We start from the raw sequence: 18,803 nt of genomic DNA, 5'->3' as shown, positions 1-18,803 counted from the left end.
ATCGTCGCCAGGGACAAGCATCGGGTCCGAAGCGCGAACTCGTCACACCGGCCGACAACTGCACCCCCACGGGGCGGCTTCGTCGGGTGAACCGCGGTCGGCCTTGCCAAGAGGCCGTTCCAGGATCCGAACGGCGAGTTCCGAACCGACCGAACTGCACGTGGACATCGCGATCTACAGCACACCGTGCCTGTTCGCCGCGCACAGTGTGCCGGACCCATCCGGTGAAGCTCCGGACACGCTCGGACGGCGGCATCAGGCTGCGGACCGGGTCGCGGCGGGCAGGGTCGGCAGCACCGTCCTGGACAACGAGGGCCGCGGCTTCCCCGTGCCGGCCGCGCCCGGCCTTCCCGCCTACCGGGTCGACGGCCCGGGCTACGACAGGCTCGTTCCCGCCGCGTACAAGGACATCGTCCGGAGCACCCGTCCGTAGCGCCGCGAGGACGTGGACCGGGCCGGCGTGATCCGGACCACGCAAACGAGCGCACGTCATCCGAGCGGCTAGCGTGGGGCCATGGATCATGTTGCGGGCGCGCGTGCCGGGTCGGGCGTCGGCCTGCCGCCCATCGCGGCGAAGCTCCGGGTTCCGCGTCCGCTCGGGGTCCATGTGCCCAGACCGCGGATACGGGCGCTGGTGGAGGCGGCGGTCGCCCGGTCGCTGGTCGTCGTGGTACTGGGTCCCGGCGGGACCGGCAAGACCTCGGCGTTGGCGGAGTGGGCCGAACAACGCGAGGCCCGGCCCGGTGGCGACGCGGCGGTCGCCTGGTACTCGCTCGACGGGCGCGACAACGACCCGGCGCGGTTTTGGGCGCATGCCGGAGCGGCGCTCGCCCGCGCGGCCGGATGCGCCGATCCGGGTCACGGCGCCTTCCCGCTCGGCAGCGACGGATGGACGGCCGCGCTCGCCGACCGGATCGCCGAGGCCGGGCGTGACGTCGCCCTGGTCCTGGACGAGTTCGAGCACATCGTCAATCCGCAACTGGCCGAACAGCTGGATCTGTTGCTCCGCACCGCCGTCGGCGCGGTGACGGTGATACCGGTCACCCGTGCTCGGCCGCCGGCCGTCCTGGAGCGCTACCGGTTGTCCGGGCGGCTGGACGAGGTGACCTGGCACGAACTGCGGTTCACCCCGGACGAGGCGCGCGACCTCCTCGGCGCCTTCTCCGGTACGACGCCGCGCGCGGCCGAGGCGAGCGCGCTGGCCGAGGCCACCGACGGCTGGGCCGGGGCGCTCGCCCTCGCCGGGCTGCGTCTCGGCAGCGGTGCGGATCCGGCCCTGCTGGCCGCCGAGTTGACGCGCGGCGACCGTACCGTGTCCGACTACCTGCTGGACCACATGTGGAGCGAACTCGACGTCGAGCTGCGTGATTTCCTCCTCGACACGGCAATCCTCGATCCGGTGGTCCCGGCGGTGGCGGACGCGATACGCCGGTTCGGCCGGGCGGGGAGCCCGGCTCCGGACTCCCCGCCCGGCTCCGACGCCGCGGAACACCTGGACCGGCTGCGCCGCGACGGCCTGTTCGTCACGCCCGCGTCGCCCGACCCCGCCGGCGGCTTCCGCTACCAGCGCCTGTTCCGCCAGGCGCTCCTCGGCCGGCTCGCCGCGCTGGGCGGCGCCCGGGCCCGCGGTCTGCACACCGCCGCCGCGCACTGGTACGCCGCGCACGGCGCGCCGGAGACCGCGATCGAACACGCGCTCGGCGCCGCGGACTGGCCGCTCGTGCTCGACCTGGTCACCGAGGTCTACGACGAACTCATGGCCGCCGACTGCCTGTTCACCCTCGAACGGTGGCTCTCCGCGCTGCCCGACGACGTGGTGCGCGGTGCCCTGCGGCTGGGCGATCGCGCGATGCATCTGTGGTGCACGCTCGGCCGCTTCGACGAACGTGATCGGTGGGCGCGCGTGCAGGGGCGGGCGCCGGGCGGGCGAATCCGTGGTCTGGACCAGGCGTGGCGACTGTGCCTGACGCGCGAGCGTGGTGACCTGGTGGCGTCGGTGCGCGAGGCCCGCGCGTTCGTCGGCCGCGGCGCCGAGCAGATGACCACGATCGGCGCGATGGCGCGCATCAGCCTGTCCCGCTCCCTGCTGCTCGCGGGCGAACTCGCCTCCTGTCGAGCCGAGATCACCGGCGTGCTGACCGCGGCCGAGTCGGCGCGGCCCGCACTGCCCGCTCATCTTCGCTGCGTCGCGCACGGACTAGCCGGTATGGCCGCGCTGTTGCAGGCGGATCGGAAGGCCGCCGAGCGGCACGCCCACGACGCGGAGCGCCTGCTCCTGGAGTGCGCCTCGCAGCCGGTGGCGCGCAGCCGTCCCGAGTGCGTCATTCTCACGGCGCTGCTCGAATACCCGCTCGACGGACCGGCGTTCGCGCGTTTGACGGCGTTCCTGGACGACTCGCCCGGCGTCGGGAACGACCATTCCATGGCGGCGTTCGCCGCACTGACGCTCGCGGGTGCCCACGTGGAACACGGCGAGGTTCGGGCGGCGGCGGCGCGGCTGGCGTACGCGGACGCCCGGCTCGCGCGCTGCCCGAACCCGCTGGGGCTCACCGACCTGCGCGAGCGGGTCGCCGGCGCGTTGGCGAACACCGCGGACGGGAGCGAGGCGGCGGTCGCGGCCACCGGGCATCCCGTCGAACGCCTCAGCGAGCGCGAGACGCTCGTCCTGCGCTACCTGCGCAGCGAGTTGACGCTCCGGGAGATCGCCGTCGATCTGTACATCTCGGTGAACACCGTCAAGACCCACGCTCGCCACGTCTACCGAAAGCTGGGTGTCACGGGTCGCGCCGACCTGACCACGCGCGCCCGGAACTGACCCGGGCGCGCGGGCGTGGCGGCGTCCGACCGGGTCGCCGCCGCGCCGCCCGGCGCCGGCCGGGTCGATTCGCGCGGAGCAGGGGGTATCGCCTGCGGTGCGAGGCACACTGGTGCCGTGTCCGACATCGCAGGCCGCCTCGATCGGCTCCTCGCTTCACTGACCCACTCGCGCGGGGTGTTCGCCTCGTCGGGGGCATTCGCGCGACCGGGCCCCGACATGCCGGAGTTCGTCGACGAGATTCGCGCATTCCTCGAACGAGTCGTGGACGTGGAAGCCGTCGACCTGTTCGCCTACTACACCCAGGGACGACCCGTCCTGTCGATGGGGCATCTGCAGATGATCGACCGGTCGATCTTTCCCCTCGAAACTCCCGAGGAAGCGGTGGAGTTGCTGACCGAGGCCGCCTCGGTGAGCCTCGCGTGGTCCCCGAAGACCATCATGAACCCCGACATCGCACGCGAGACGGCCACCGAGATCGTCGCCACGCTCGGGCCCGAGGCCATCTGGTGGTCGAACCGCGAACAAACCTGGCGCAACGGCCTGACCCCGATCACCTTCGATCTGCTGGTCGCCGGCATGAACGGCACACACTTCGCGCTGCTCCTGCAAGTCGAGGACGATTGATCGCCGAGCCACTGCCGAGACCGATGCCGGCTGGGCACAAATTCGGTCATGTTTTCGCAGCGGGGGGCGGAAACCGCATCTAGGATTGCCGATCGTGCACGAATGGACGGTTTCGGCGCACTGCGCGCGGTTCTTCCGCGCGCTCGTGCGCGACTCAGGCGGGGATTCCGCCCGGTTCGACGAACTTCCGGGGCTTTCGTCGGAGGACCTCGGCGATGATCTGATACGCGTTCCGACCGCGTCGGCGGTCGCGTTGTGGGAGCAGTTGGTGGTGGCCGGATCCGGTCCCTTCGTCGCGCTGCGCCTCACCGACGCGGCCGACATCGGCACGTTCGGCATATGGGACTACCTGAGCACCTGCGGCCCCGATCTGCGTACGGCGTTCGCCACCGCCGCGGAGTACCTGAGGGTGGTCGGCGACGCGGACACCCGGATCGAGGGCATCGAGGATGGTTCGCTCTACACGCTGCGGCAGTCCGTCGGGGTCGACGTCCCCGATGTGGCCGAGGCGTTCGACCTGATGACGCTGGCCGTGTTTTTGCGCCGCGCGGGCGAGGCCACCAAGACGCCGCTCGTCCCGCTGAAGGTGACCCTCGCGCATCGTGCCCCGGCCGGGGTTCGCCGGCACGCCGAGCATTTCGGTACGCGGAACATCGAGTTCGAGGCGGCGGCCAACTCCGTGACGTTCCGGCTCGACGACGTCCGACGTCCGCTGCCCGGCTTCCAACCCGGCCTCGACCGGTTCCTGCGCGGTTGCGCGGACCAAATCATGGCGACGTCGCGTGCCACGCCGACCTGGCAGGAGCGCTTCCGCGCGGCCCTGGACTCCGCGTTCCGAGGCGACGCGGTCGCCCTCGACCAGGTCGCCGCCCGCATGCACATCAGCGGCCGCAGCCTCCAGCGCAGATTGTCCGCGCAGGGTACGACCTGGCGCGGCGAGGTCGCCGCCGCCCGCGAGGAACGTGCGCTGAGGCTGCTGCGCGAGACCGACCTGCCGCAGCAGGCCATCGCCGCCCGCGTGGGCTACACGGACGCGCGTACCCTCCGCCGGGCGATGCGCCGATGGCGGGGCGAGACCCCCGAGGCGCAGCGGGCGGCCCGGCCCGACCCGACCGGGCCGGGCATCGCGCAGCCCCTGTTGGGCTGAAATATCCCGAACCGGCCGTCAGGACGCGGCGAGTTCGGCCGCGACGGCGTCGGCGCCGAGGGCGATCATCCAGGACAGCGGGGCGTCCGGCGCGTACTCCCGCATGACGCGGTCGAGTTCTTCCTTGGCCTCGTCGGTGAGGGACGCCTGCCCGTCGGCCAGGCGGGCGACCTCGGCGCGGTAGCAGAGCAGGTGGTCGCGCTGTGCGGCGAGGACCTCGACGCCGGTCGGTGCGCCGTGGCCGGGCAGGAGTACGGCGGCGTCGGCGAGTTCGGTGGCGAGGGTATCCAGGGCCCCCAGCCACTGGGCGCCGTGGCCGTCGGCGGTGTAGGGGTGGGTGCCGTGGAAGGCCAGGTCGCCGATGAACGCCACATCCTGCTCGGCGTTGTCGGCGCGGGCGAGGAAGACGCTGTCCGCGTGGCTTTCGGCGGGGCCGAGATCGCGGGCGGTGTAGCGCACCCCGTCGAGGGTGACGGGGTCGCCGTCCTTCAACTGCACGGTGGGGAAGGCGGTGACGGCGGGCCATTCGTCGCCGTAGACGGGTCCCCATTGGGCGCGTTTGGCGTCGGAGATGTCGCGGATGACGCGGTCGACGGCTTCGGTGGCGTAGACGGGGACGTCGCGGCCGTCGACGAGGGCGTGCACGCCGTTGAAGTGGTCGGGGTGTGCGTGGGTGACGAAGACGCCCAGGAGCGGCTTGCCGAGTGCGTCGACCTTGGCGACGAGTGCGGCGATCTCGGAGTTGAGGAGGTTGGTGTCGACGACCACGACGCCTTCGTCGGTCTCCACCAGGTAGGAGTTGACGAGCAGGCCGGCTTCCGAGGCCGTATGCGTGTGGATGGTCAGACCGTGGGTGTCACGGGACATGGTGGATCTCCAGAGGACGACACGTCGGGACGAAGGGCGTTTCGCAGCACGGCCGTTGCGCGGGCCTTCCGGGTCTGCCGGGGTGTTCCGCGTTCACCGCTCGGACGGGACGTCGACGGGGATCGAGATCACGTTCCCCGGCTGCGGAACGAACCTAACTCCGTACGGACCGGGCATCCTTGGACCCGATGCGCCGCCCGGCGGACGGAACACGCCAACCGGTCGGGGAAGTCACGGCCCGGGGCTGCTCACTCGCCGCTGATCACGCGGGCCACCTCCTTCGCGCGGTCCTTGACGAAGTAGTGGCCCGCGCCGTCGATCACATGCAGCGTCACGTCGTGGGCGTAGCGCTCCCAGGCGCGGTAACGCGTCGCGTGGCCGTCGGTGAGCGGGTCGTCGGTGCCCATCACGGCCCGGACCGGCGTACGCAGCCGCTCCCGATCGGAGGCGCCCTCGCGGTGGAACCGCATGGCCTCGGCCATGTCGTGGCGTACGACGGTCAGGACACGGTGGCGATCCGTGTCGTCCAGGGCTCCCGAGAAGCCGCCCAGCGCGTGCAGTGTGCCGTAGAGCTGGTCGTCCGCCACGTCCGCCACGTCTGCCACGTCCGCCGGCAGGTCGTCGGCCGCGTCGCCCGGTGGGATCGCGGCTCCCAGGACGATCGCCGAGGGCGCGGCGCCGCGGTCCTCGAGGTGGCGGGCCACGCGGACGGCGAGGAGCGTGCCCGCGCAGTGCCCGTAGAGCGTGTACGGGCCGCGCACCGTCCGTACGATCTCCTTCGCCAGCAGCTCGGCGGTTTCGGCCCAGGGCCGCAGTGGCTCGTCGGGGCGCACCGGGTCGTGTCCGGGCAGCTCGACGGCCCACACATCGGCGCTTTCGCGAAGCTCCCGGGCGAGGGCCCGGTAGGCGGTGGCGTTGCCGCCGCCGTACGGGATGCAGACGACGGTGTGCTCGGGGGCCGTCCCGTCCTCGCGCTCGGGGGTCAGGCGGTGCAACAGCCCGGATGCGTCCGTCGTCGAGACCAGGCATGCGGCCAGTCGACGGGGGGTGGGGTTCTTGAAGACCTCGACCACGGGCAGCCCCCGGCCGATCGCACGGGCCAGCGCGACCGCCTTGAACGAGTCTCCCCCGGCGTCGAAGAAGTCGTCGTCGATGCCCACGCCGTCCTGGTCGAGGTCCAGGACGCGGCTCCATGCCCGGACGACGTGCAGTTCCAGCGCCCCGGAGGGCCCGGCGGCGGCAGGCCCCGACAGGATGCGTGTGGGCGCGGGCAGCGCCGCGTGGTCGAGTTTGCCGTTGCCGGTCAGCGGGATGGAATCCAGCGACACGAAGGCGGCGGGGACCATGTGGTCGGGCAGTACCCTGCGCAACTCGGCGCGCAGCACGGCCGGTTCGGGCAGGGCATCGGAGCCGACCCGCACCACGTAGGCGATCAGCGCCTTGTCCCCCGCCGCGTCGACGCGCACGGCGACGCGTGCCTCGGCCACGTCGGCACGCGCGAGGAGCGCTGCCTCGACCTCGCCGGGTTCGATCCGGAACCCGCGCAGCTTGATCTGGTCGTCGCCGCGCCCGACGTACTCCAGCCGTCCCGACCGCGTCCAGCGGGCCAGGTCGCCGGAGCGGTAGAGGCGGCTGCCGCGCGGCCCGTACGGGTCGGCGACGAACCGTGCCGCCGTCGGTCCCGGACGGTTCACATAGCCGCGGGAGAGCTGGTCTCCGCCGATGTACAGCTCCCCCACGACCCCCGCGGGTACGGCACGCAGTGCCCCGTCGAGCAGGCGCACGTCCAGTCCGGGCAGGCCGATGCCGATCACGCTGCCCGCGCCGCCGGGCGCGAGCGCGGGGTCGAGCGGGCCGTGGGTGACGTGCACGGTGGTCTCCGTGATGCCGTACATGTTCACCAACCGTGGGGCGTCGGCGGGGTGCCGCTCGTACCACTCGACCAGACGCGCCGGATCCAATGCCTCGCCCCCGAACACCACTGTGCGCAGGGCCGATCGGCGACCGGGCTCGGGATTCTCCCGATCCGCGCGGATGAGTTGATGGAACGCCGACGGCGTCTGATTGAGCACCGTCACCCCCTCGCGCACGAGCAGCGCGAGGAAGTCGTCCGGCGACCGGACGATGTCCTCCGGGACCGTCACGAGGCGCCCGCCGTGGAGCAGTGGCCCCCACAGTTCCCATACCGAGAAGTCGAAGGCGGGCGAGTGGAACATCGTCCACACGTCGTCGGCGCCGAAGTCGAACAGGTCCCGGGTGCGGGTCATCAGGGCGAGTACGTTGCGGTGGGTGACCAGGACGCCCTTGGGGCGGCCCGTGGAGCCCGAGGTGTAGATGACGTAGGCCGCGTCGTCGGGGCGGTGGGTGCCGCGCTCGTCCGCGTCGAGGTCGTGGCCCGGCAACGCGGCGAGCGCCGCGTCGGAGCCGGGGCCGCCGACGACCACGCAGGGCGGCCCGGTCGGCAATCGTTCGGCGAACGAGGCGTCGGTGACCACGAGTTCGGGGCCGGCGTCGGTGAGCGTGTACACGCTGCGGTCGACGGGGTGGCCCGGGTCGATCGGCAGGTACGCGGCGCCGGTCTTCAGGACCGCGACCAGCGCGACGATCAGTTCGGCCGAGCGGGGCAGCGCCACGGCCACCAGTCGGCCGGGCCCCGCGCCGCGCCCGCGCAGCAGGCGGGCCAGGCGGTTCGCGGCGGCGTTCAGCTCCGCGTAGTCGAGCGTTCGTGCTCCCCCGGTGACCGCGGGCCGCCGCGGGTGCGCCGCCGCCGTCGCCTCGAAAGCCCGCGCGAGGGTCAGGTCGGGAACGGGGTCGCCGGGGCCGCCCGCCCGCGACCAGGCGCTCAGGCGCAGTCGCTCCCGTGGTTCCAGTACGTCCACGGCGCCGACGCGTTGCGTGGGATCGGCCACGAGTTGTTCCACGATCCGCACGAAGCGGTCGGCGAGGCGTTCGGCGGTGTCCCGGTCGAACAGGTCCGTGGCGTATTCGAGCCGGCCGACGATGCCCTGGCCGGCCGCGTCGGCGAAGAGGTTGAAGCACAGGTCGAACTTGGCGACGCGGCTGCGCAGCGGCTCCAGGCCCACCCGCAGCCCGGGCAGCATGAGGTTCTCCCGAGTGAAGTTCTGCCAGGCGAGCATCACTTGCACCAGTGGCGAATAGGACGTCGAGCGCTCGGGGTTGACGACGTCCACCAGGCGTTCGAAGGGCAGGTCCTGATGGTCGTAGGCGTCCAGCGACTTGCCGCGCACCTGATCGAGCAGGTCCAGGAAGGCGGGGTTGCCCACCATCCGGGCACGCAGGACCCAGGTGTTGACGAAGAAGCCGATCAGGTCGGCGAGGTTGTCGTCGGTGCGGTTGGCGATGGGGGAACCGATGGCGATGTCGTCACCGGAGCCCAGCGCGCGCAGCAGGACGGCGAGCGCGGATTGGCACACCATGGACACGGTGGCCCCGCGGCCGCGGGCCAGTTCCTCGACGGCGGTCGCCGTGCGCGGGTCGATGGCGAACTCCACGACGTCGCCCCGGTGGCTCGCGACGAGCGGGCGCGGGCGGTCGGTGGGCAGCTGTAGGGGCTGCGGCAGGCCCGCGAGTTCTGCCTTCCAGTAGTCGATCTGGGTGGACAGGAGGCTGTCGGGGTCGTCGGGGGAGCCGAGCAGTTCGCGCTGCCACAGCGTGTAGTCGACGTACTGTACGGGCAGTTCGCGCCTGCGCGGCGCCTCGCCGCGCAGGCGGGCGGTGTAGGCGGCGGACAGGTCCCGGGCCAACGGCGCGAGGGACTCTCCGTCGGCGGCGATGTGATGAATCATCAGCAGGAGGACGTGTTCCTCGGCGGCGAGGCGCACGAGCGTGGCGTGCATCGGGATCTGCGTGGCCAGGTCGACGGGGCGCGACGCCGCCGAGGCCAGCACCTCGTCCAGGTCCTGCGGCGCGACGTCGACGACGGGCAGGTCGACGGTCGCCTTCCCGGCGTCCAGGACGTACTGGTGCGGCTCGCCCGCGGCGTCCTCGGGGAACAGGGTGCGCAGGCTCTCGTGGCGCCGCACCACGTCGCGCAGTGCCTCGGCGAGCGCGGCCGCGTCGAGCCGGCCGGTCAGGCGCAGCGGGAACGGCGTGTGGTAGGTGCTCGATCCGCCCTCGAACTTGTCCAGGAACCACAGGCGGCGCTGCGCGAAGGAGAGCGGAACCGTCTTGCCGCGCGGTGCGCCATGCCGTAGCGGGGCGCGCGTGCGGGCGTTGTGCGGCAGGTGTTCCACGAGTTCGACGACCTTGGGGGCCGCGAACAGCACGCGCAGCGACAGCTCGATGCCGAGCACGGAGCGGACCCTGCCGGCCAGGCGTGTGGCCAGCAGGGAGTGGCCGCCCAGGTCGAAGAAGTCGTCGTCGATGCCGACCCGGTCCAGCCCGAGCACCTCGGCGAACAGCCCGCACAGCAGCTCCTCCAGCGGGGTGCGCGGGGCCCGCCCGGTGGCCGTCGGTGCGAAGTCGGGGACGGGCAGGGCTCGCCGGTCCAGCTTTCCGTGGGGTGTCAGGGGCAGTGCGGCGACGGCGATGACGGCGGCGGGGATCAGGTGGGCGGGCAGTCGCTCGCCGAGCCGGCCGCGGAGCGAGCCGACGAGCACGCCGATGCGGGACGCGGCGGACGGGTCGGTGGCCAGTTCCCGATCGGGGCGGGCGGTGGATGCGGGGCACAGGGCGATGGGCCCGTGGTCGCGCGGGAGGAGTACGGCGTCGAAACGTTCGACGCCTGTCGCCGACCCGGTGAGCCGGGCGGTCGCGGTGCGCTCGGCCGCCCAGGCGAGCACGTCGTGCGGGTCCAGGGCCCCGCCGCCGGTGTCCGGGTGCCCGGCGGCGGGGCCGGCCGGGCTCCCGGCCGTGGGACCGGTCAAGCCCAGTTCCGCCGCCAGTGCCGCTTCACCGTCGAGCCGGGCGTTGGGGATGCCCGTGACGACCAGCGCACCCTCGCCGTCACGTGTGCGCCACAGCCGATCCAGGTCGTTCAGGTCCACTGCCCCCGGGCCCCACGGCACGCGCGGAACGTCGTCGAGGGCACGGGCGTCGGCGGGCGGATCCGGGCGCAGGACGACGTCGTAGCGGTGTCGGGTGAGTTCGTTGTGGACCCGGCCGGGCTTGAGCGCGACGTCCACGCTCGCGACGCCGTGTCGCCGGGCCCAGCGGGTGAACCACTCGGGGTCCAGGGCCAGTTCCGGTTCCAGCAGGACCGCGCGCCGGATCGCGGTGCGGGCCGCCGCCGGGGAGTCGTCCGGACGCCGGGCGCGCTGCGTACCGGCGCGGAACAGCCACAGCGTGGCCGCGTTGCGCACGTCGCCGACGAAGAGCCGTCCGCCGGGCGCGAGCAGCGGCAGGGCCTGGGTGAGCACCCGGTCCAGGTAGTCGGCGTCGGGGAAGTACTGCGCGACGGAGTTGAGGACGACGACGTCGAAGCGGCCGTGCGGTAGGCCCGTCACGTCGTCGGCCGCCTGGTGGCGCAGCGTGCACCGATCGGCGTACCCGGCCTGCTCGACCTCGTCGGCGAGCCGTTCGATGGCCTCGGCGGACAGGTCGGTTCCCCAATACTCGTCGACCCACCCGACGATCGACGACATCAACAGGCCCGAGCCGACCCCGAGTTCGAGCAGGCGGCGCGGTTCATCCGCGGTGATGCGGTCCACCGTCGCGGCCCGCCATTCCCGCATGTCGGACGGCGGGATCGGCCGGCCCGTGTAGCTGGACTCCCAGCCGGAGAAGTCCTCTCCCCACGGGGCACGCGCCTTGGCGTAGACCCGGTCGTAGATCTGCTCCCAGTCGTGGATCCGTTGTGCCGGGTCGATGGCGGGGGGAAGGTCGGCGCCGGGCACCACGTACCCGACCAGGCGACGCTCGCCGGTGCGGTCCGCGACGATCGTCACGGCGGACTGCGCGACGCCGGGGTGCGCGCTCAGCGCGGCCTCGACCTCCCCCGGTTCGACGCGGAAGCCGTTGATCTTCACCTGGGAGTCGGCGCGGCCGCGGAAGTCGAGCCGCCCGTCGGGGGTACGCACGACAATGTCGCCGGTACGGTACATGCGCTCCCCCGGGGGCCCGAACGGGCAGGCCACGAAGGACCGGGCGGACCGCGCGGCGCGCCCGAGGTAGCCGCGGGCCAGGCCGGCGCCCGCGAGATACAGCTCGCCGGGGACCGAGTGCGGGACGGGCCGCAGGGCCGTGTCCAGAACGTAGGCGCGGGTGTTGCTTCGCGGCCGGCCGATGGGCAGCCGGTCGGGCACACCTTCGGCGGCGGGGATGGGGTGGTAGATGGAGAAGCTGGTGGTCTCGGTGGGTCCGTACGCGTTGAAGATCCGGATGCCGGGGCAGGCGGCGGCGACCCGGGCCACGGCGGTCGGGGACACCACGTCGCCGCCGACCAGGATCTCGCGCAGGCCCGCGAAGCTCTCGGGCTCGCTTTCGGCCACCACCTTGAACAGCCCGGCGGTGAAGCACGCGAGCGTCACTCCCCGCGCGGCGACGAGAGCGGCGAACGTGCTGGTGTCCAGGGGGCCCGGCGGGGCGAGGACGAGGGTGCCGCCGCGCAGCAGCGGGGTCCACATCTCGTAGGTGGAGGCGTCGAAGGCCTGCGCGCAGTGCATGAGGATCCGCTCGTGCGCGCTGTTCGCAAAGCGGCGGTCCAGGGCGAGGCTCGCCACGGCGCGGTGCGTGACGGCGACGCCTTTCGGGGTACCGGTGGAGCCGGATGTGTACATCACGTAGGCCAGTTGGTCGCGGTGGTGCCGCCGCTGCGGGGCACGATCGGCGGAGCGCGCGATCTCCTGCTCGACGGCGGGCTCGTCGATGATCAGGAACGGGCGGATGTCCGACGGGAGTTCCGCGGCGAGCCGGGTGTCGGTGAGGACGAGGGCGGGGGCGGCGTCGCGCAGCATGAACGTGAGCCGTTCGGCCGGGTAGTCCGGGTCGAGGGGCACGTAGGCGCCCCCGGCCTTCAGGATCGCGAGCGTGGCGACGATCAGGTCGGCCGAACGCCGCAGCGCCAGCCCGACCGGTGTGTCCCGGTCCACCCCTCGTGCGGCGACGACCCGGGCGAGTCGGTTGGCGCGGGTCTCCAACTCCGCGTAGGTGAGCTGCCGTTCGCCGTCGACGACGGCGACCGCGTCCGGGGTCTCGGCGGCCCGTTCGGTGAACAACTCGTCGAGGGTGGTCTTCGGCAGTGCCGTCGCGGTGTCGTTCCAGTCGGTCAGGAGGCGGTCGCGGACGGTGTCGGTGACGATGTCGATCGCGCCGACCGGCGTGTCGAGGTCTTCGGTGAGACGGCGCAGGATCCTCGCGTACGCGGCGACGATGTCGGCCGCGCGCTCGCGGTCGAAGAGGTGGTTCTGGTACTGGACGGCCACCTGCAGGTGCGGTTCGGCGAGGGCGACGACCGCCATCGGGTAGTGGACACCGCTGAGCGGGCTCAGGCCGGTGATCCGCATCCCGGCGGCCGATGTCGCCTCGCTGATGGCCGCGCTGTCGACGGGGAAGGACTCCAGGACGACCATCGTGTCGAACAGGGTGCTCAGGCCGAGGTCCTGCTGGATGTCGAGGAGACCGTGGTGCTGGTGGTCCAGCAGGGCGCCCTGTCGGCGGTGCAGTCCGGTCAGGATGTCGCGCGGCGTGCGGCCGGGGGCGCAGTCGACGCGCACCGGCAGCGTGTTGATGAACAGGCCCACCATCGAGTCGATCTCGGCAAGCGCGGGCGGCCTTCCGGAGACGGTGGTGCCGAAGACCACGTCCTGACGCCCGGTCAGTCCGGCCAGGAGTACCGCCCAGGCGCCATGCAGCAGCGTGCCGGCCGTGACCCCCAGTTCGGCCGCCGTCCGGGCGAGGTCACGCGCCGCCTGCGGCGACAACGGCACCTCGATCAGCCCGATCCCCGCGCTGTGCCCGTCCGCGGGCGCGTCGGGGACCAGCAGGGTCGGTTCCTCGATCCCGGCCAGTTCCGCGGCCCAGGCGTCGGCCGCCGCCCACCGATCCTGCCGCGCGAGCCAGGACAGGAAGTCGCGGTAGCCGCGCACCGGGGGCAGCGCCGTACCGTCGCCCGCTGCCGCGTACAGCCGCGGCAGTTCCTTCATCAGGAGCGGCACGGACCAGCCGTCGAACAATATGTGATGGGCCGTCAGGACCAGTTCCCAGCGGTCCGCCGCCGACTTGATCAGGGAAAGCCGCAGCAGCGGCGGCGTCGCCGGATCGAAGTACGTGCCGTGGTCGGCGGTCAGGAACCGCTTCAGCTCCGCGTCCCGACGTGGCGTGTCCAATGTGCTCAAGTCCAGGTGCTGCCAAGGCAGTTCCACCCGTCGCGGCACTACTTGGCGCCACTCCCCCGACCTGTTCGCGGCGTACGCCGCGCCGAGGTTGGGATGCCGGTCGAGCAGGGCCTGCCCGGCCGCGCGCATGCGCTCCGGGTCCACCTCGCCGGACAGGTGGAAGGTGAGCTGCATGTGGTAGGCGTCGAAGGACGCGCTGCCGGTGAGCATGGTGTGGAACAGCAGACCGGACTGCATCGGGGTCAACGGCCAGACGTCGATCAGCCTTCCGTATCGCGCGTGCCAGGCGTCCAGTTCGGCCTGGTCGATGTCCACGAGAGGGGTGTCGGACGGGGTCGACCCGCCCGCGTCGGGGCGGCTGCCGTGGTCGGCGAGTGCTTCCAGCGCCGTGCGCCACAGGTCCGTCACGTCCTGTACGTCACGGTGGGACAGCAGGGTCTCGGGGTAGCCGATCCTGGCCTTGAGGCAGGGGCCCTCGGGCGATGCGTCGACGTACGCGGTGATGTCCAACGAGGCGAGCGCGGGCATGTCCGGGTCGGGCCCGGGAATGAGGTCCGTGGTGCCCGCGCTCGGCGTGAAGCCGAGGCCGTCGGACGTGTTCCCGGCCACGGCGGGCGAGTTCACGTAGGTGAAGGCGATCTGCCCGGTGGGATACCGGCGCAGGGCTTCGCCGGTCTCGGGGTTGAGGTGGCGCAGCAGGCCGTATCCGATGCCGTTGTCCGGGATGCCCGCCAGCTGTTCCTTGACGGCCTTGACGGCGGCTCCGGCGGCCGGCCCGCCCGCGAGCGCTTCGTCCAGGTCGACCCCGTGCACGTCGAGGCGGACCGGGAACACGCTGGTGAGCCGGCCCACGGTGCGGGACAGATCGGCGCCCGGCACGGCCGACTCCTCCCGGCCGTGGCCCTCGACCCGCAGCAGGAGCGAGGTCTCGGCGATGCCTCGCCGCTGCCGCCACCGAGCCAGTGCCAGCGCGAGCGCGGTGAGCAGGCCGACGTCGACACCGCTGCGGAACGCGGTGGGCAGGGTGGTGAGCAGCGCCCGGGTGCGGGGTGCGGGCAGTTCCAGGTGTATGTGGCGGACCGTGGACGTCACGTCGAGGGCCGGGTCGAAGGGGCGCGGGCCCAGGTCGGGGTCGGGTCCCGTGACGACGCGTCGCCACAGGGCGAGTTCGCCGGTGCGCCGGGGCGAAGCCGCCTCCTCGGTGAGGGCGTGCGCCCAGCGGCGTACCGAGGTGGCGACCTCGGCGAGGCGCGGCGTACGGCCGTCGCGGACCTGCTGCCAGGCGGCGGCCAGATCCGGGAGCAGGATGCGCCAGGAGGCGTCGTCGACGACGAGGTGGTGCAGGACGATGCTCAGCCGGCCGGCGATCGACGGGCCCGCGTCGAACCACACGAACCGGGCCATCACCCCGGCCGTCGGGGTCGGCCGGTCGGCCGCGTCGTCCGGTTCCCTGCGCGCCCGGTCGGACCGGTCCTCGCCCCGAGCGCCGTCGACGGGGACCCGGCGGATGAGCTGCGCCACGTCGACGGCGCCGGGCGGGGCCACGTCGAGCCCCGGCCCCGCGTCGCCGTTCACCAGGGTCGAGCGCAGGACGTCGTGCCGGTCGACGACCGCGGCCAGCGTCGCGACCAGACCGGCCTCGTCGATCCCGACGGGCAGATCGACGGTCGTCGTCATGGCGAACCGGCCGTGGCCGCCGCCCGCTTGCAGCATGTGGTGAGCCCCCGGGAGAAGCGGCGCGAAGCCGACACCTCCACCCGCCGACTCGGTGAGCACCGGCGTGTGCCGCACGTCGCCGGCCGCCTGGGCGAGTTCGGCCACGGTGCGGCATTCGAAGACCTGCCGGGGTGTGACTTCGACGCCTTGTGCCTTGGCTCGCGAGACGACCTGGATCGAGCGGATGCTGTCGCCGCCGACGGCGAAGAAGTCGTCCTCGACGCCGACCCGTTCCAGGCCGAGTACGTCCGCGTACACCCCGGCGAGCACCTGCTCGACGGGAGTACTCGGGGCGCGGTAGGCGCCGACGGTGAACTCCGGCTCGGGCAGGGCCCTGTGATCCAGCTTGCCGTTCGGGGTCAGCGGGACCCGGTCGATCAGCACGAACACCGACGGCACCATGAACTCGGGCAGTCTGGCGGCCACGAATCGGCGCAGCTCCCGCGGCGACACGGTCCCGACCAGGTCCAGGTCCAGCTCGCCGAGGCCGGCCACGGCGCCGAGGCCGGGCGAGCCGGCGCCGACGCCGACGCCGACGCCGACGCCGACGGGCACCGCGTAGCCCACCAACTGCCGCTCGCCGGCGGGGTTCGCACCGACGACGACGACGGCCTGTGCGACACCCGGGTGTGCGGTCAGGGCGGCCTCGACCTCGCCGGGCTCGACCCGGATGCCGCGGATCTTGACCTGGGCGTCGGTGCGGCCGAGGTAGTCCAGTTGCCCATCGGCGTTCCACCGGGCAAGGTCGCCGGTACGGTACATGCGCCCACCGGGCGGCCCATAGGGATCGGGGACGAAGCGCTCGGCGGTCGGGCCGGGACGGTCGCGGTAGCCGCGCGCGACGTTGCCCGCCACGTACAACTCGCCCGGAAGGCCCGGCGGTACGGGCGCCAGTCCGGGGCCGAGTACATAGGCGCGCATGTTGCCCAGCGGCACACCGATCGGCGCGGTCACCGCTTCGGGCCGGTCCTCGCCGACGGTGTGGGTGGTGGCGTAGAAGGACTCGGTCTGGCCGTATGCGTTGACCACCCGTACGCCGGGAATGGCCTCGCGCACGCGCCGTACGAGCGCGGCCGGCAGTGCCTCGCCCGCCAGAACGACGGCATCGGCCTGCAAACCGTCGCCGCACCGGTCCAACAGCGCGGCCATGACGGACGGAACCGTGCTGATCACCCCACCCTGCCAGCCGCCGCGCTCGGCGATCGTCGGCACGTCCGGGACGACCTCGACCGTGCCACCGGCGGCCAGGGTGGTGATCACCTCGAAGACGGAGACGTCGAAGCCGATGGAGGTTCCCGCGAGAGTACGGGTGCCCTTGTCGATACCGACCTCGTCCTTCAGGCGCAGCACGCCGTTGACGATGTCGCGGTGGGTGAGCGTCACGCCCTTGGGCGTGCCGGTGGAGCCGGACGTGTACATCACGTACGCGGCGTTCGCGGGCCGTACCGGCGCCGGGGCCTGCTCCGGCTCCGGGGCCGCGCTCGTGAAGTCGACGTCACCGAACAGCAGAAGCGGGGTCCCGGTTCGCGGGAGGGCAGGAGCGGTGTCCGCGTCGGTGAGCACGAGTGCGGGCCGCGCGTCGGCCAGGATCAGGTCCAAACGCGCGCCGGGGTACCTGGGGTCGATCGGCAGGTAGGCGGCACCCGACTTGAGCACGGCCAGCATGCCCACGATCAGCTCGATCGAGCGGGGCAGCGCCAGCCCCACCAGCGCCTCCGGGCCGATGCCCCGGCCGGTCAGCTCCCGGGCGAGCCGGTCCGAGCGCACCTCCAACTCGGCGTAGCTCACTCGGCGATCCTCGAAGGCCACCGCGACCGCGTCCGGATCCGCCGCCGCCCGTGCCAACAGTTCCGGAACGCTCACCTCGGGCAACTCGGCCGCCGTGTCGTCGGCGATGCCCGGCGCCTGTTCGCGCGCACCCGGCCCCAGCAGGTCCAACGAGCCGATCGCGGCGTGCGGGTTCCGTGCCGTGCCGCTGATGCAGGCGACCATGGTGTCGGCGAAACGACGCACGTCGTCCGCGCTGTACAACGTGCTGTTGGCGTCCACCCGGATGTGCAGGCCGCTCTTGGCCTGGCCGTCGTAGTAGATGGCGAGGTGCAGGTCGTCGAAGGCGCCCCAGGAGAAACCGGATTGCGCGTACGCGGTCGCACCCGCGTAGTCGACCTCCGGGGTGACGAAGGGGAGGATGCTGAGGGTGACTCCGAAGGGACTGGCGACCGACCCCACATCGGCTCTCCCGGCCTCCGCACGGATGTCGGAGACCTGGTGGGCGGAGTGCCGCCCGATCTGCCACAGCTCGCGGGAGACCGTGTGCGCGAAGTCTCGGAACCGCGTGGCCAACGGGGCGTGCACGCGGAAGGGCAGGGTGGTCGACTGTGAGCCGTAGAAGTCCCTCGCGGCCTTCGTGCGGCCGAGGGCCATCGTCGAGAAGGTGAAGTCCCGACGCCCGCCCACGTGCCGGAAGAAGACGGCGGCGGCGGCGGTCAGGAAGGCGGGCATCCGCACGTCGATGGAGGCGGCGGCCTCGAACCACGCGTCCGTGTCCCGTGTCGGCACCGCCAGTGTGTGGTGCAGCACCGTGGGGCGGCCGGCGCTGCGTTGTCCCGGCAGCCGTAGCGGTTCGGGTGCCTCGTCCAGACGCGATCGCCAGAATTCGGCGTCCTTGGCGAACTGCGGAGAGTTCCGGTAGCGGAGGTCTTCCTGGCGGATCAGCTCCGGTCCGCCGTGGGAGCGCTCCGGTATCGGCGTGTCGTGCTTCAGGGCCCGGTAGCACTCCGCGATGCGAAGTGGCAGGAGCCGGGTCAACGTGTAGCCGTCGGCGACGGTGTGATGGGCGGCGAGGAACACCAGGTGGCGAGACTTCGACACGCGGACGACCCCGGCCCGGAACAGGAGGTCGTTTTCCAGGTCGAACGGCTCTCGCTCGATGGCCTCGGCCCATGCGTGGGCCGCCGATTCGGGGTCGGCGGCAGCGCTCGCGTCGTGGAAGGCGGGCGTCCAAGTGTCCGTGTCGCCCTCGCGGAGCACCTGCCTCAGTTCGTCTCCGAACTGTCGGAAGTTCACCCGTGCGGCGCTGTATTCGTGGAAGACGACGCGCAGCGCGGCGCGCAGCAGCTCCACGTCGACGTCGCCTGCGACAAGCCATCTGCACGCGGGGATGTTCGGCACATCCGGCGTGATCTTCTGAGCCAGCCACAGGCTCTCCTGCGCTTGTGAAACGCCAATGGAACGCACCGGATTCGGCCCCCTCGTAAAGACGCGTCGGAATGATTCCCCGAATTCGGAATCCTCCGTTCCGGAACTCGGCTCCACCGACCGGCCGATCCCCTGGGAA

General features: G+C 72.4%; 6 protein-coding genes. 4 read left to right on the top strand and 2 right to left on the bottom strand.

Annotation, left to right across the window (positions count from 1 at the left end):
• Window positions 1-160: 160 nt before the first annotated feature.
• The 4 genes from ACFXKZ_RS36515 to ACFXKZ_RS36500 all read left to right on the top strand — a co-directional run bounded on the left by ACFXKZ_RS36515 (window position 161) and on the right by ACFXKZ_RS36500 (window position 4,589).
• Complete coding sequence (locus ACFXKZ_RS36515) at window positions 161-433, top strand: hypothetical protein (protein ID WP_380006761.1); 273 nt, start codon at window positions 161-163, stop codon at window positions 431-433.
• Window positions 434-514: 81 nt separating this feature from the next.
• Entirely contained in the window at window positions 515-2,815 is a 2,301-nt protein-coding gene (locus ACFXKZ_RS36510) for a LuxR C-terminal-related transcriptional regulator (protein WP_380006758.1), read from the top strand.
• Between the two features lie 117 nt (window positions 2,816-2,932).
• Window positions 2,933-3,442, top strand: coding sequence for a hypothetical protein (locus ACFXKZ_RS36505; protein ID WP_380006755.1), 510 nt, complete (start codon window positions 2,933-2,935; stop codon window positions 3,440-3,442).
• 94 nt (window positions 3,443-3,536) lie between these two features.
• The gene (locus ACFXKZ_RS36500; protein ID WP_380006752.1) at window positions 3,537-4,589 is read left to right on the top strand and encodes an AraC family transcriptional regulator ligand-binding domain-containing protein; all 1,053 of its coding nucleotides are present in this window, start codon (window positions 3,537-3,539) and stop codon (window positions 4,587-4,589) included.
• An 18-nt stretch (window positions 4,590-4,607) separates the two neighbouring features.
• On the opposite strand, the gene ACFXKZ_RS36495 is transcribed toward ACFXKZ_RS36500, so the two are convergent.
• The gene (locus tag ACFXKZ_RS36495) at window positions 4,608-5,456 is read right to left on the bottom strand and encodes an MBL fold metallo-hydrolase (protein WP_380006749.1); all 849 of its coding nucleotides are present in this window, start codon (window positions 5,454-5,456) and stop codon (window positions 4,608-4,610) included.
• Between the two features lie 248 nt (window positions 5,457-5,704).
• Window positions 5,705-18,703, bottom strand: a complete 12,999-nt coding sequence (locus ACFXKZ_RS36490; protein WP_380006744.1) for an amino acid adenylation domain-containing protein — start codon at window positions 18,701-18,703, stop codon at window positions 5,705-5,707.
• Window positions 18,704-18,803 lie beyond the last annotated feature (100 nt).

It is taken from the genome of Embleya sp. NPDC059237, from assembly GCF_042754105.1.
In the GTDB taxonomy this organism is placed as follows: Bacteria; Actinomycetota; Actinomycetes; order Streptomycetales; family Streptomycetaceae; genus Embleya.
This window is presented reverse-complemented; position numbering and strand designations above follow the sequence as displayed.